Annotated in this window: 8 protein-coding genes; 3 read left to right on the forward strand and 5 right to left on the reverse strand. The window is 45.7% G+C overall.

Features of this window, described 5'->3' with window-relative positions:
* Positions 1 to 18: 18 nt before the first annotated feature.
* From MHN00_RS09425 to MHN00_RS09435, 3 genes are read right to left on the reverse strand one after another with little or no spacing between them, the layout of a single operon-like run.
* Positions 19 to 1,587 (reverse strand): sugar porter family MFS transporter, encoded by a 1,569-nt coding sequence (locus MHN00_RS09425; RefSeq protein ID WP_239301002.1) that lies wholly within the window; start codon positions 1,585 to 1,587, stop codon positions 19 to 21.
* 1 nt (position 1,588) lies between these two features.
* A complete protein-coding gene (locus MHN00_RS09430; RefSeq protein ID WP_075177262.1) occupies positions 1,589 to 2,590 on the reverse strand; it encodes a LacI family DNA-binding transcriptional regulator in 1,002 nt (333 codons plus the stop codon).
* Between the two features lie 18 nt (positions 2,591 to 2,608).
* Positions 2,609 to 3,967 (reverse strand): GH1 family beta-glucosidase, encoded by a 1,359-nt coding sequence (locus tag MHN00_RS09435; RefSeq protein ID WP_075177263.1) that lies wholly within the window; start codon positions 3,965 to 3,967, stop codon positions 2,609 to 2,611.
* Positions 3,968 to 4,172: 205 nt separating this feature from the next.
* On the opposite strand from MHN00_RS09435, the gene MHN00_RS09440 reads away from it, so the two are divergent.
* The 3 genes from MHN00_RS09440 (at position 4,173) to nhaC (ending at position 9,720) form a co-directional block, all read left to right on the forward strand.
* Positions 4,173 to 5,435 (forward strand): sugar MFS transporter, encoded by a 1,263-nt coding sequence (locus MHN00_RS09440; protein ID WP_075177264.1) that lies wholly within the window; start codon positions 4,173 to 4,175, stop codon positions 5,433 to 5,435.
* A gap of 12 nt (positions 5,436 to 5,447) precedes the next feature.
* Positions 5,448 to 8,000, forward strand: coding sequence for an exo 1,3/1,4-beta-D-glucan glucohydrolase (locus MHN00_RS09445; RefSeq protein ID WP_239301003.1), 2,553 nt, complete (start codon positions 5,448 to 5,450; stop codon positions 7,998 to 8,000).
* A gap of 232 nt (positions 8,001 to 8,232) precedes the next feature.
* The gene (gene nhaC / locus MHN00_RS09450; protein WP_014951141.1) at positions 8,233 to 9,720 is read left to right on the forward strand and encodes a Na+/H+ antiporter NhaC; all 1,488 of its coding nucleotides are present in this window, start codon (positions 8,233 to 8,235) and stop codon (positions 9,718 to 9,720) included.
* Positions 9,721 to 9,853: 133 nt separating this feature from the next.
* Here the strand turns inward: nhaC and MHN00_RS09455 are convergent, their stop codons facing one another.
* Both MHN00_RS09455 and MHN00_RS09460 read right to left on the reverse strand, forming a co-directional pair.
* On the reverse strand, positions 9,854 to 11,737 hold the full coding sequence (locus MHN00_RS09455; protein ID WP_239301004.1) for a GGDEF domain-containing protein: 1,884 nt from the start codon (positions 11,735 to 11,737) through the stop codon (positions 9,854 to 9,856).
* Between the two features lie 136 nt (positions 11,738 to 11,873).
* Positions 11,874 to 14,819, reverse strand: coding sequence for a TonB-dependent receptor (locus tag MHN00_RS09460; protein WP_014951139.1), 2,946 nt, complete (start codon positions 14,817 to 14,819; stop codon positions 11,874 to 11,876).
* Positions 14,820 to 14,875 lie beyond the last annotated feature (56 nt).

The following is a 14,875-nucleotide window of genomic DNA, read 5'->3' on the forward strand; positions in this document are numbered from 1 at the left end:
CATCAGTGCTGTTTTAAATTATGCACATTGCTCAAATTCTTCCGTGATCTCTTCCAGCGTTCTTCCTTTTGTTTCTGGGAAGAACTTAGCAACTAATATCAGGCTGACTAAGGCAAATCCGCCGTAGATTGCAAACGTGGCCGCGGCTCCCAAGTTGGCCAACTCCCAAGGGAAAACAACTTGAACAAGAAAGCTGGTGAGTGAATTCACCATGCCAACTAATGAAATAGCCAAAGCGCGGGTTTGATTCGGAAAAATTTCAGCAAGCATTGCCCACATCACTGGGCCTAGAGACATCGCGAACGAAGCAACAAACGCAATGATGCCAAACAACACTAAAGGTGCATTCATATTAATACTGCTAGTTAGCAATGCTTGCTGATACGCATCGTATTCGTCGCTGGTAAGTGTGGTCTTTAGCGTGCGCTTAAACTCAACGTCTGAATAGTAAATATCGTTGGTTAGTGGAGTTAGCTTTATTGCCACACTCGGCGCATCTTGCTGTATTTCGTTTATGGCCGTTTGCTGTACTTGATATGTCGCCTGCTTAAAGCCATAGGTACAAATAGACATGCTGATCACTACGCCAGTTAAGCCAATCAGCAGCAGCGGTTTTCTTCCCCATTTATCAATAGTTAGCATAGCGACTACGGTAAATGCTACGTTAACCAAGCCAATCCATACAGCCTGCATAAATGCCGCATTGGTACCTACACCGCTTTGTTCAAAAATCGTGGGCGCGTAAAAAAAGATAACGTTAATGCCGGTAATTTGCTGAGCAATGGCAATAATAATGCCGACCATTAACGGAAATCGCATGGCCTTTGCCTTTAGAAAGCCTAGGCGTTCACGAAAAGGCCACGACTTTTCTTTAAGTGAAGACGCTATATCTTCAACAAGAGCGCTGGCTTGGGCTTTGTCGAATAAGCGGTTTATAACCTGTTCGGCTTCCTCGTGTTGGCCTTTGAGTACCAGCCACCTGGGGCTACGCGGAATAGTAAACAGTAAACCAAACCATAGTGCTGCGGGGATAACCTCCAAGCCCAGCATGTAGCGCCACAAATGCGTATCTATACTCCATTCAGTAACCCAACCTGCACCGCTATTGCTGAGCTGCAACAGGTAATAGTTGGTGAAATAGGATAGGGCGAAGCCAAATACAATGTTTAGCTGGTTCACCGACACCATTTTGCCTCGGTTTTCTGGGGCGCTTATTTCCGAAATATACAGCGGGGCAATGATCAGCGAACAAAACGCAATGCCGCCAATAAAGCGAGAAAGCACTAATAGTTCGAAATTAGGGGCTAAGGCTGAGCCGACAGAAGAAAGCAGGTAAAGGAAAGCGACAAGAATGAGTGCTTTGCGCCTGCCAATAGCGTCGCTAACGCCGCCGGCAAATAGCATGGCTATTAGCGCGCCTAGTGTCGGTGAGCTTACGACGAAGCCTTGCTGCCAATCGCTTAGGTTAAATTCGGCATCGATAAAGCCATTGGCTCCTGCTATTACACTGGCATCGAAGCCAAAAATAAACCCTCCAAGAGAGACAATGAGTGTGTAATACAGCGACGGAGACAGGGCTTTATTCATTTTATAATTTGCCTAATGTGTCCCTATTTACTACTTCGGGTTCAAATAAGTGCTCAATAGGAATAGGGCTTTTTATGTCATAAACATGTTGCAGCACCCAATAAGCAGCCATTTCTCCCATAGCGTGAATAGGGTTATTAATGGTAGTGAGTTTTGGATAAAGGTAGCGCGAAAACAGTACGTTATCGAAGCCAATGATAGAAAGCTGTGACGGTATATCAAATCCCGCTTCTCTTGCGGCGGTCATTGCACCAGAGGCCATTTCGTCGTTCGCGCATACCAATGCGGTAAAGTCAGAGAATGTTCTCTGAAGATGCTGCATGCCTTCTTGACCTGATGACTCGTGGAAGTCACCTTCAAAGACACTGTTTTCACTAAAGGTAACCCCTGCTTCTTGAAGGGCTCTTTTGTGACCAGCCAGACGATCGCTTGCATCCTTTTTAAATAGCGGGCCGCTGATGTACGCAATCTTTTTGTGGCCTGCATCAATAGCAGCTTTCGTTGCCATGTAGCCGCCTCTTTCGTTGTCCACAACAAAGCAGTTTTCGTCGAGAGCGTCCACTTTTCGGTTTATCACAACAACGGGGATCTTACTGTCTACTAGTGTTTTTAAGTAGTCATCGGAGACGGCTTCAGCATGAAGAATCAAGGCATCGCAACGGCGGCTTTTTAAAAACTCAATAGCTTCGTGCTCGCGCTTTTCATCCACATGACCGGCGGTAATAATAACGTGCTTACCGTTTTGTTTAAGCACATGTTCTACTGTACTCATCAAGTCGCCAAAGTAAGAGCCGTGCAGTTCAGATACGAGCAAACCGACGCTGTTAGTGCGATTTGACGCAAGAGATTGCGCAATAGCATTGGGCTGGTATCCCAACGATGCCATAGCATCCTCTACTTTTTTGCGGGTGCGCTCGCTTACCTTCGCGTTGCCATTCATAACGCGAGAAACGGTAGCTAACGAAACACCTGCGGCCTCTGATACTTGGTAAATTGTTGCCATACGGTTTGGTACTTGTCCTTATTTGATACCGCTAATGTACCCATTTATCCGGCTCTTAACCAGTTTTGAATAAGCCAAAGCGCTTTGTTTTGGCGTACGTTTTTGGGTTGCGTAGTCGACATAAACTATGCCGAAACGCTTTGAATAGCCCAGTGCCCACTCAAAGTTGTCCATTAGGCTCCATGCAAAATATCCGCGTATGTCTACGCCTTTTTCTATTGCTTCATTTACCGCATTTAAATGGGTGTGGAAGTAGGCGGTACGCCCGTCGTCTAACACTTCACCGTCTATGAGCTCATCATCCATTGCTGCTCCGTTTTCAGTGATATAGATAGGCGGTAAGTCGTAGCGTTGGTGCAAATCAACAAGCAGCTCGGTAAAGGCATCAGGAGTGATTTCCCAGCCCATTGCGGTTAGTTCGGTTGTGGCTGGAGGCACAATTTCAAACCAACCATTGCCATCACTTTGATACACAGTGCGGGTGTAATAATTAATGCCTAAGTAATCGATTGGTTGGCAGATAATAGCCATATCACCTTCCGCAATGTCGGGCTTAACGTCGGGAGCGAGCTTATCGATAATGTCTGGATATTTGCCTTCAATAATAGGTTTTAAATACCATTGGTTTTGGTAATCATCGGCGAGTTTGGCGGCGTGTATGTCTTCGGGTGAATCACTTTTTGTATGGCAATTGCTAAAGTTAAGTACGATACCGTTTTGGCTTTTTGGGCAAACTCGGTTAAGCACCTTCAACGCTAAACCGTGAGCAAGCAATAAGTGATGCGCTGCCTTTCGACCATTTGCCATGCCTGTCTTTCCAGGTGCATGAATGCCTGCCTCATAACCCAAATAGGCTGAACAAAATGGCTCATTTAATGTCGCGTAGGAGTGGACTTTTTCGCCCAACGCGTTTGCTACGGCTTCAGCATATTTTTCGAATGCATAGGCTGTATTGCGATTAAGCCAGCCACCGTTGTCTTCAAGGTGTTGCGGTAAATCCCAGTGATAAAGCGTTACGAACACTTTCATGCCGCGCTTGATAACTTCATTGACTAAGTTTACGTAAAAGCGCATGCCCACTTCGTTTACGCTACCGTCCTGTTTCATCACTCGCGGCCACGAGATAGACAGCCTATAAGCATCAACACCAAGAGAATCAATTAGCTCTACATCTTGTTTCCACAAATCTATGTGGTTACAGGCAATGTCACCATTAGTGGCATCAGTAATGGCATTTTTCTTTTCGCAGAACGTGTCCCAAATACAATCTAATCTTCCTTTTCTGTCTCCCTCTATTTGGAAACTTGATGTAGCCACACCAAACAAAAAGTCTTTCGACAACATCATTGAATTGGATGGAAGGTTAATTTCTTGCATCGTGGGTATGTCCTGACTATAACAATTTTTTCATATTAACCCTGCGCTAGACAGGGCAAATAACATCATATTTACATTGAATTCGATTACGCTTCGTGTAATTATCTCTTCAATGTAAGCGCTTACAAAATCATTTGTAGTTAGATGTAAGCGCTTTCAAATGTAAATTTATCATTAAATAGAAAAATAGCAACAGAGGTTATTCGTGGACACACCAGTGCAGCCTAATATTTCAAGCGCCCAAGAGGCAGAGGCAAACGGTGGATACCGTTTTGCGCTTATCTCACTCACCACGCTGTTCTTCATGTGGGGTTTTATTACCTGTTTGAATGACATCCTTATTCCTTACTTAAAAGGTGCATTCAACCTTAGCTTCACACAAGCAATGCTGATTCAGTTTTGCTTTTTTAGTGCCTATTTCATTGTGTCACTGCCTGCAGGCATGGTGGTGTCGCGCATTGGTTACCAGAAAGGTATTGTACTTGGGCTCGCTATAGCCTGCGTGGGGTGCTTGCTGTTCTTCCCCGCTGCATCAAGTCAAATATACGGTATTTTTCTGTTAGCTCTTTTTGTATTAGCGTCTGGTATAACCGTACTCCAGGTGTCTGCCAACCCTTATGTAACGGCACTCGGCGACCCTAAAACTGCCTCGTCACGACTCACCATGACCCAAGCATTTAACGCTTTTGGTACAACCGTGGCTCCCTTCTTCGGTTCTTATCTTATCTACGGCGCTACAGGAGAGCACGGAGGCGGTACGCCAAGCGCTTCAGACGTGCAAGTGCCTTACCTAATTCTTGCTGCATCACTGCTTCTTCTGGCTCTTATTTTCATGTATTTAAAGCTGCCGAAGCTAAATCACACCAGCGCAAGCACTGGAGTATTTAAAGGAGGTGCATGGCATCACAAGCACCTTGTTTTAGGCGCTGTCGGCATTTTTATGTATGTTGGCGCGGAAGTGGCTATTGGCAGCATGCTAGTGAATTATCTAGCGAGTCCGGCGGTTGGCGGATTAAGTGAGGCAGGGGCGGCCAAGCTGCTTGCTTACTACTGGGGAGGCGCGATGGTAGGGCGCTTTATCGGTGCTGTGGTCATGCAAAAAATCTCGGGTGGCTACGTGCTGGCGTTCAACGCTTGTGTGGCTATTGCGCTTATTTTGCTATCACTTTCAAGCACAGGAGACATAGCGCTGTGGAGCATTTTGGGAGTAGGTTTGTTTAACTCAATCATGTTCCCTACCATTTTTAGTCTTGCACTTCACCAGCTAGGAAAAGACACCCCACAAGGTTCAGGCATTCTTTGTTTAGCCATAGTTGGCGGTGCCATTATTCCACTGCTTCAAGGCATGCTTGCAGACACCGTCGGCGTTACGCTGTCATTTTTACTACCTGCTTCTTGCTACCTTTACATTGCCTACTATGGCCTTGTAGGAAGTCGCGTATCTCACATTAATACCACTGAAAAGTAACGAGGATAAATAATGCGAAAAAGTATAATCGCGAAAGTTGTTACCGGTGCATTGGTTGGCGTTTTAGTTAGTGCATGTTCAGCTGAAAAAAATACGTCTTCAGTCGATGACGTTGAGCCACAGCCAAACAAAGCGAGCGAGGTATGGCCTAAACTAGATATTGAAGTTAAAACAAACGCTACTGTCGAAACTAAGGTAGAAGAAATTCTGTCTACCATGACTATCGAGCAAAAAATTGCGCAGATGATCCAGCCTGAAATTCGCAATATCACGGTAGAAGATATGCGCAAATATGGATTTGGTTCTTATCTTAACGGCGGTGGTGCATTCCCTAATAACGACAAGCACGCCACACCAGAAGACTGGGTAGCACTTGCAGAAAAGCTTTATCAGGCTTCCATCGATGACAGTTTGGACGGCTCGACAATTCCTACAATGTGGGGGACAGACGCTGTTCACGGTCATAACAATGTTATAGGCGCAACCTTGTTTCCTCACAACATTGGATTAGGTGCGGCAAATAACCCTGAACTGGTAGAGAAGATTGCGCACATTACAGCTAAAGAGGTCATGGCGACGGGTATCGATTGGGTATTTGCGCCTACCGTTGCTGTGGTACGTGACGATCGCTGGGGCAGAACCTACGAGAGCTATTCTGAAGACCCAGCCATTGTTAGAGAGTATGCCGCTTCAGTGGTTAAAGGTCTTCAAGGCGCGGCTGACAAAGACTTCTTAAGCGACCAGCGTGTAATTAGTACAGTAAAGCACTTTGTAGGTGACGGCGGTACGGTTGGCGGTGATGACCAAGGTGACAATGTTGCCAGCGAACAAGAGTTATTTGATATTCACGCCCAAGGCTATGTGGGCGGATTAACGGCGGGCGCGCAGTCTGTCATGGCGTCGTTCAATAGCTGGAATGGCGAGAAGCTTCATGGTCATAAATACTTACTAACAGACGTACTTAAAGAGCAAATGGGCTTTGACGGGTTTGTTGTTGGTGACTGGAACGGTCATGGGCAAGTTAAAGGTTGCAACAACGAAGATTGTGCGCAGGCCATTAACGCAGGCTTAGATATCTTCATGGTGCCAAACGATTGGAAGGTGCTGTATGACAATACCCTAGCTCAAGTAAACGACGGCACCATCCCTATGTCGCGTATTGATGATGCGGTACGCCGAATTCTTCGAGTGAAAGTACGCGCTGGACTTTTCGAAAAGCCAAGCCCGGCAAACCGCCCGTTATCTGGCGACCGTTCGCTTATTGGCAAGGCAGAGCATAGAGAAGTGGCGGCGCAAGCGGTGCGCGAGTCTCTGGTACTGCTGAAAAATAAAAATAAAACCCTCCCGATTTCTGCAAGCAAACGCATATTGGTAGCGGGCGATGGTGCGGATAACATCGGCAAGCAATCAGGTGGTTGGAGTATTACGTGGCAAGGCACAAATAATACCAACGATGACTTCCCCGGCGGCAGCTCTATTTATGACGGCATTAAAGCGCATGTAGACAATGCTGGTGGTAACGTACAGCTATCGGTTGACGGTAGCTTTGAAACTAAACCTGATGTCGCCATAGTGGTGTTCGGTGAAGAGCCTTATGCCGAGGGTCATGGCGATAGAGAAACCTTAATTTATCAACACGGGAGCAAGACAGATCTAGCGTTGCTCGAAAAATTAAAATCTCAGGGAATTCCGGTGGTGTCGGTGTTTATCAGCGGCCGACCGATGTGGGTTAACGCAGAGCTAAATGCATCTGATGCATTTGTTGCAGCTTGGCTTCCTGGCTCTGAAGGTGCAGCGGTGGCAGACGTTTTGTTTGGTGAGCAGGACTTTAAAGGCAAGCTGTCTTTCTCGTGGCCGTCAGAGCCTCAGCAGATCGTTAACAAGGGCGATGAAACCTATGAACCTTTGCTGCCTTATGGCTTCGGCTTAACGTACAGCGATGACAACGTTCTAAGCGATGCGCTAAATACTGAAATTAAGGTGAGTACTGACAGCAACAAGCCGATGGAAATTCTTAAGGGCTCGGTTGAGGCACCTTGGGTATTATGGCTCTACTCTGGTGATGATTCTCTGGCAGTGAACGCAAGCACGCATACTGTTGGAGCAATTACTTATCGTACGGTTGATAAGGAAGTGCAGGAAGATGCGCGTAAAATCACTTTCGATGGCACTGAGTTCGCCGCTATGCGTTTTGCAAGCAAGAGCTTTTTCCGTGAAGATTTAAGTGCGCAATTACTTACGCATGGTGCCTTAAGCTTTAACGTTAGTCGTCACTCAGACATAAATGCACCTGTAACGGTAGGCATGAACTGTGAAGGCGAGGGAGACGCAGCGGGCAGCTGTTCAACTCAAATTGACATTAGCGAGCAGCTAAAGGCGATGCCAGCTGACACATGGACAAACATAAGTATTGACCTACAGTGCTTTGTTGATGAAGGTATCGATTTTACTGGCCTTGTTGTGCCATTTGAACTGGGAAGTTCAGGGAAGGCTAGCTTGAGTGTGGCAGATATTCAGTTTACCCCTGAGGCTGACAAATCGGCGAGTATAAGTTGCCAAAACTAAACAGTAAGTAGCTCTCAACGCTACTAGAAAAAACAACGCCGCCAACCTCAAAAACTGGCGGCTTTTTTTTGTTTGCACCGACCTTGAGCCTTCCGTTTATCGATCTATTATGCAGTTCATCCCGTAGCCAACCTGTAATATAAACAACAATCGTTGGTGAGATGAAAGTAGATAAGACGTGTTTCCGTCCTGCATTCATTCTTGTCATTCGGGAAAATTACAGGGTAGTAAAATGACAGATGAACAGCGTGCAACACCAAGTCTCTTACTTGCGTTAACACCTGTTGTATTGACGCTTTTAATCCTCGGCACCCAGATATTTTACTTCGGCGTGTTTGAGCCTCATATACCGCTTGCCATTGGCATAGCATTAACAAGTTTTGTTGGTACTTATCTTGGTCTAACGTGGGAAGAAGTGCGGGCAGGAATCTTTAAAGTTATCCATGTTGCGTTGCCGTCGGTAAGTGTACTTATTGTTGTAGGGATGATCATAGGTATTTGGATAGCCAGCGGTACGGTACCCACCATTATTTACTACGGGTTAAAGACCCTGTCTCCCCAAATTTTTCTGGCCGCGGGTATGGTTATCTGTGCAGTCGTTTCAGTTTCTTTAGGCACAAGTTGGGGCAGCGTAGGCACCGTTGGTTTAGCATTAATGGGTATCGGTGAAGGATTCGATATCCCCATGTACTGGACGGCGGGAGCAGTAGTTTCAGGCGCCTTTTTCGGAGACAAGGTATCGCCGCTGTCGGATACCACAAACCTTGCTCCAGCGGTTACAGGTACCGACGTGTTTTCACATATCAAGAATATGATGGCAACGACAATCCCTGCCATGGTGCTCGCATTTCTGATTTACCTTGGCGTCGGCTTCTTCGTTATCGATGCTCAGAGCGTCTCATTTGCAAAAATTGCAGGTATCACCAGTGCATTAGAAGATAACTTTACCGTTACGGGGTGGGCGTTATTGCCAGCGCTTGTTGTTATGGGGTTGGCCTTAAAGAAAATTCCACCCCTTCCTGCGTTATTTGCAGGAGCGGTTGTGGGAGGAGCTTTCGCCATGTTTATGCAAGGTCAGAGTCTGCAAGCCGTTTTCGATTATGCAAATAACGGATATGCCATCCAAACGAATATTGTTGAAATAGATAGTTTGCTTAATCGCGGCGGCGTTCAGTCAATGATGTGGACTATTTCATTGGTATTGATTGCGCTTGGTTTCGGTGGAGCGTTAGAAACGACAGGCTGCCTAAGAAGCATTATCAATGCAATAAAGAGCAAAGCGAAAACCTTTGCTGGTACACAGATAGCAGCGGTTGGTACGGCGTTTTCTACTAATCTGGTGGCTGGCGACCCGTACTTGTCGGTAGCCTTGCCGGGAAGAATGTATTCACCCGTTTATAGAGGCATGGGTTATTCCACGCTTAACCTGTCCCGTGGCATTGAAGAAGGGGGCACGTTAATGTCACCGCTCATCCCTTGGAATGCCGGTGGTGCTTTTGTGATATCTGCTCTTGGCTTGGGTATTTCTGGCGCAAACTTAGAGAACCTGCTGTACATCCCTCTTGCCTTTGCTTGTTGGACGGCGCCCCTAATAGGGATATTTTACGCCTACGTTGGCTGGTTCTCACCCAAAGCCACTAAAGCTGAAAAGGAAGAATGGGAGTCTTCTGGCGCCGAAATAGCGAAATTTAATAAGGATGGAACGCCCGTTACCGAGTAATATTGGATAAGCGAAAACAGTCGCTTGAAACGCGCGAGTGACCGTAGCTAAAACTAGTTACTACAGTGTTAAAGTCTGATGACTCTAATACTGTAGTACACTCGACTTATTGGCGTTCAATTCTTTGGTTTTCTTAGTCATCCTGACTGAAAATACAAACTCTATTCCTACCAAACCTTTTAGCGACATAAAGCGCTTCGTCACACTGCTTAATGAGATTCGATGTTTCAATCCCTGTTTGATACTGCGCAATGCCAGCAGAAAAGGTTTGTGCGCTGATATTTGGCGTAATACGTACTTTTCGATAACTATCAAGGATAGAGCTAACAACTTCCTTAGCCTCGGCAGCCGACGTGTTAGGAAGGCACAGAATGAACTCCTCTCCACCATAACGTCCAAATGTATCTGTTTTTCTAATGGACTTGGAAACGTGTTCACAAAAGGCTTTGAGTAAATCGTCCCCACACTCATGGCCATAGTTGTCATTGATTTCTTTGAAGTTATCTAAATCGATTAACACCAAAGATAAGTCGTTTTTATATGACTTTGCTTCATTTAGCTCTAATTGCACTGCGCCGAGTAAACTTCTTCTATTACGAACGCCTGTGAGCGTATCTACGGTCGCTAATGTTTCCTGTTCTCTTTTCAACCTTCGCTGGACAGCATATAGATAGCTAATGAGGGCTAAAAGTCCTAATAAAGTCAGCGCCCCAGCAGTAAGAATTAGATTCATTCTGTTGCTGTTTGCAAGTTCCAGTTGAGATAATTCGTGCTGTTGTTTTAAGAGTTGTAGTTTTCGCTCAGCTAACGCACTTTCATAATAGTCGCTAAACAGTTCTTTTCTGTCGTCAGTTTGATAGTAAAGAGATTGATAAAAGTTCTTACTGTCTCGCAATGCTGAAATGGCAGCCTCTTTGTTCCCCAGCTGCTCGAAAAGAGAAGACTGAATAGATTTGAATTGTGCCCAATGTAAATCGGGTGAGCTGTACTCGTCACTCAAGTTGTCGATAATTAAAGCTGACAACGCGTTAGCTCTTTCAAACTCACTCTGTTCTACTAGTGCTTTGAACCGAGAAATTTGATAAGTGTTAGTATCGTATGAGGTCGGTAGTAAGGATATGAAACTCTCAGTTTTTTCAATTAATTCATGCGCCTCTTTTACTTTGCCTAGAGCATAGAAATATTCAATTTTTAAAACTAGTCCATAGGTGTAGGTATTCCAGTCCTCAATGGATGTAGCGTATTCGGTGTATTTTTCGAGCATGTCGAAAGCCTCATCTATTTGACCTAAGTTCTCGAGGCTTCTTCGTTGGCAGTCTAGGGCAATTTGGTAATACCGATGGGGGCTAGACAAAGGCCTAGTATAAAAAAAGGTCTCTGCACGAGAACACAATTCTAAAGCACGCTTATTCTCCCCTAAGTAAGACATATTGAGCCCTATCTCAAGCTCCATGTTTTCTATTGCACCGTCTCCAAAGAAGCGTTTTTCGGTTAATGAAGGCAGTTCGCCTAACACTTTCGCGCCAGAGTTTAGGGATGCTCTTATTAGTCCCATTCTCGCTAGAAAAATGGATTTAGTCGCAATAGCGTCAAAGTAAAGCTCAGGATCATTGTCGTTGGCAAACGCTATTACTTCGTCAATAGTGCTATGGGCTAAACGCCACTTTTCCTGAATGGCGAGGTTATAAGCTGACAGAATGTTGTGTCTGAAATACAACGCTGGGTGTGAACGCTTTATATCTTTTAAGTGGTCTTTCGGGGCAAGTTTGTACTCTTCGAATCCCGTGGGATGATCAAGCATAGATTGCAGTAAAGCAATGTAAACAGATGCAAGAGATGACTGTTCAGATAAGACATCAGAGTCAGAGACTAATGCCGTTAACTCTTCTTCACTGTCGGGTTTACTGCCTATAATTTGGGAATACGCTTGGAAATATCTGTCATCGTCAGATGCGAAGGTATTGTTTATTCCCAACAAAAATAGCACTAGTACGCTAATACACTTCTTATACTTCACTCGCTTTCTTCTTTTATTACTCGTACCTGAGCTTGTCTAGTGAGGTTATCAAATATTGGAAGAAATGTTTGATAATTCTAGCGTGCTAAAACAAAAAAGGGCCTGAAAAGGCCCTTAGTATTATTGCTCTATCAACTTAGAAAGTATATCTAGCGCCAAGCGTGTAGCGAGGTCCGTACTGACGAGCAAATAAGAATTGCTCTTCGAATCGGCCGTAGCCACGCTCTGTTTCGTCGTTAATGTTTACGCCTTCTAGGAAGACAGTTAGGTGCTCATTCACATCATAGTTGATGCTGGCATCAACCTGACCAAAGGTGTCGAACTGAGTTGCTGGGTTATCTGAAGAACCTTGTGCTTGGCCAATACCCACAACATAGTCTGAGCGCCATGCATAGGTCACTTTTACAGAAAGGCCTTCTTTCTCATAAAACACTTGGAAGTTGGCCGAGTCACTGATACCTACTAGCGGGTCTTGCTCGTTCAGGTTGTAAGGATCGTATTCAACGTCACCGTCAACTAACGTTGCGTTGGCGCCGAAACCAAAACCAGTGTCGCCAAACGTGTGCTGTATAGCTAGCTCAATACCTTCAACCGTTTTTGAATCGCTGGAATTACCAGGCTGTGTGGTACGCCAGGTAATTAACGGGTCGTCCGCATTAGGGGTTACCACACCGTTTTCGTCAGCATAGCCGTTATCAATAAAGTAATTATAGATAGCGCTATCGGTGGCTTGCTCACCAGCTGCCGTTAATGCGGTCACGGCTTCGTTCCAGCGAGGGCCTTGATAGATGTCACGTAAACCTTCGAACTGCTGATCTTGACCTGTGGTTGTAATGTAGTTTTCAACCGACTTTCTGAATAAACCCACGGCAAGCATGCTCGACTCGTCGTAGTACCACTCAAATGAAAGGTCTAAGTTAGTTGACTCGAACGGTAGCAAGCTGGTGTTACCCGCCGATGCGGTTCTCGCGCCAATTTTAGGGCTTCCACTGAATGCCAAGCCACCTTGTAGCAAGCCAATCGGCGCTCTGGTAATTGATTTACCCCAAGAGAAACGCGCAACAATGTCATCCGTCACATCTACTTTTACGTCGAACATGGGTAATAGAATGTCATATTCGCCTGTAAAGTCTTGCACCTGTAGCTCGTCTTCAAACTGCGTGATCCACTCAGAAGCTGCGACCCAATTTACCTGCACAGGTACACGAACCTCCGCAGAGCTTGGCACTTCTGTTTCTTCGTAGCGTACACCAGCATTTATTTGCACGTAATAATCACCGACCTCGAAGTCCCACTCTGACTGAACATAAATAGAGTCGGTAATTTCCTCTACGTTACTGACAGAAGGCGCACCGCTGAAGTAAGGGTCGATAGAGTAAGCGTTACTCTCGCCAACGACATCACCAGTAATGAAAGCAAGTTGACGGGCAATGGCTTCGTCAAAATCATAGGTGTAATAGTAACCCGGATTCATGCCTGCGCCACCACCGTCAAAGGCGTCTAGGAAGCCTGATGTGTCATTGCGAATAAACATGCTGTCTGGGAAAATTTCTGTGAAAGATGGACTAAAACCCGGGCCGCCGCGTAGTCCGCTCCACGCTTCAAAACCCGTCAATGCTTGTTCTGTTCGGGCGTAACCAAAGTCAATTTTAACCAGTGGTATGTCGAAAGCTGAGTTATACCACGTGCCGTCAAGCTGCAGCTGCTCAATATCAGAGCGACCTGGTGAGTAAATGAATTGGCTGAAGTTAGAGTCAATTTCACTAGGTAAGATTTCATTCGTACCGTTGTTCCAGTTCACATAAACTTGTGGAATCTCGCCTGCTCTGTAGTCGTAAACTTTTGACTCAAGCTGGTTTGAGCCCAGTATAATTTGGCCAGAGCTACCCAAACCTTTGTCATAACCGTTATCAATCTCGTTGTAAGAATCGTGGTAATCCAGACGGAAATGCCAATCGTCAGACACTACCCAGTCTAGGTTTACACCAATTGAACGCGCGTCAACTCGCGTGGTTTCGCGACTGGCAGTAAACGAGCCGTCGTCGCCACTAATATCGGCATAGACTGCTGTACCATTTTCGTCTAATTCGTACGCATTAATATTAGCGCCAAAGTTATTCCAAATACCCCATCCCACTGTGTTGGTGCCAGTAGTGGCGCGTGTTGCAGTGTAATCTATCGTTGCCGTAAAATCGTCAACTGGGCGAAATTGGAAAGTAACTTGGGCGTTTGAACGCTCACGCTGAACGTCAGTAATGCTGTAGTTCATGTCCTTAGGGAAGAACGCAGCGTCGGTAATATTGGTGCGGTTATCAACCACATTTTCAGGGTCTAAGTCAGGTAGTGCAGCGTTTTCTTGAAGCTGCCAGCCTTGAATATTTGCCGCTTGCTGCTGAAAGTCACGTTCTTGGTGAGAGAATGACAGACCAAATCCAAACATGTCATCGGCAAACGTGTTGCTGTAGACACCAGCAATTTCAGGGGTTACGTCATCACCCGCTTCGTTAGACGAGTCGTAAATACCTTTCACTGAAAACGTGGCATTTTGTCCTGATTGCGCCAACGGCTTCATGGTAATAATGTTTACCGTTGCACCTAGTCCCCCGCTGGGGTTTTCTGCACGGGCGGTCTTCTGAAGCTCAAGCGTGTTTACACCTTCAGAAGAAAGGTTGGCTAAATTGAAGGAACGGGTAAAGCCCGTCCCCGGCATTTGTCTACCGTTCAGGGTAATTAGGTTGAACTCAGGACCAAAACCACGAACGGTAATTTCACTACCTTCACCGTTTGAACGACTAATACTTACACCTGTAATGCGTTGAAGTGCCTCAGCCAGGTTGGTATCAGGAAATTTACCTAGTTCTTCAGCGGATATGGCATCTACTACGCCGCTTGAGCTGCGTTTCAAATCCATAGAACGGATCATACTGCCGCGAATACCGCTTACTTGAATAACTTCAACTTCGCCCTCTGCCGGTGTTACCGCTTCTGATTCTTGTGCGTAAGAGGGAAGAGCTAGGGTAGAGCCCATCAACAAAGCCATTGATGTGGCAAGCTGGGTCTTTTTAAATGGTGTGTTTTTCATAATTGCCCTACTAATTCTTATCAATTGGTCACTGCCGCTTTAAAGGCTAAAGCGGC

The sequence above is a fragment of the Alteromonas sp. Cnat2-8 genome, assembly GCF_022348355.1.
In the GTDB taxonomy this organism is placed as follows: domain Bacteria; phylum Pseudomonadota; class Gammaproteobacteria; order Enterobacterales; family Alteromonadaceae; genus Alteromonas; species Alteromonas macleodii.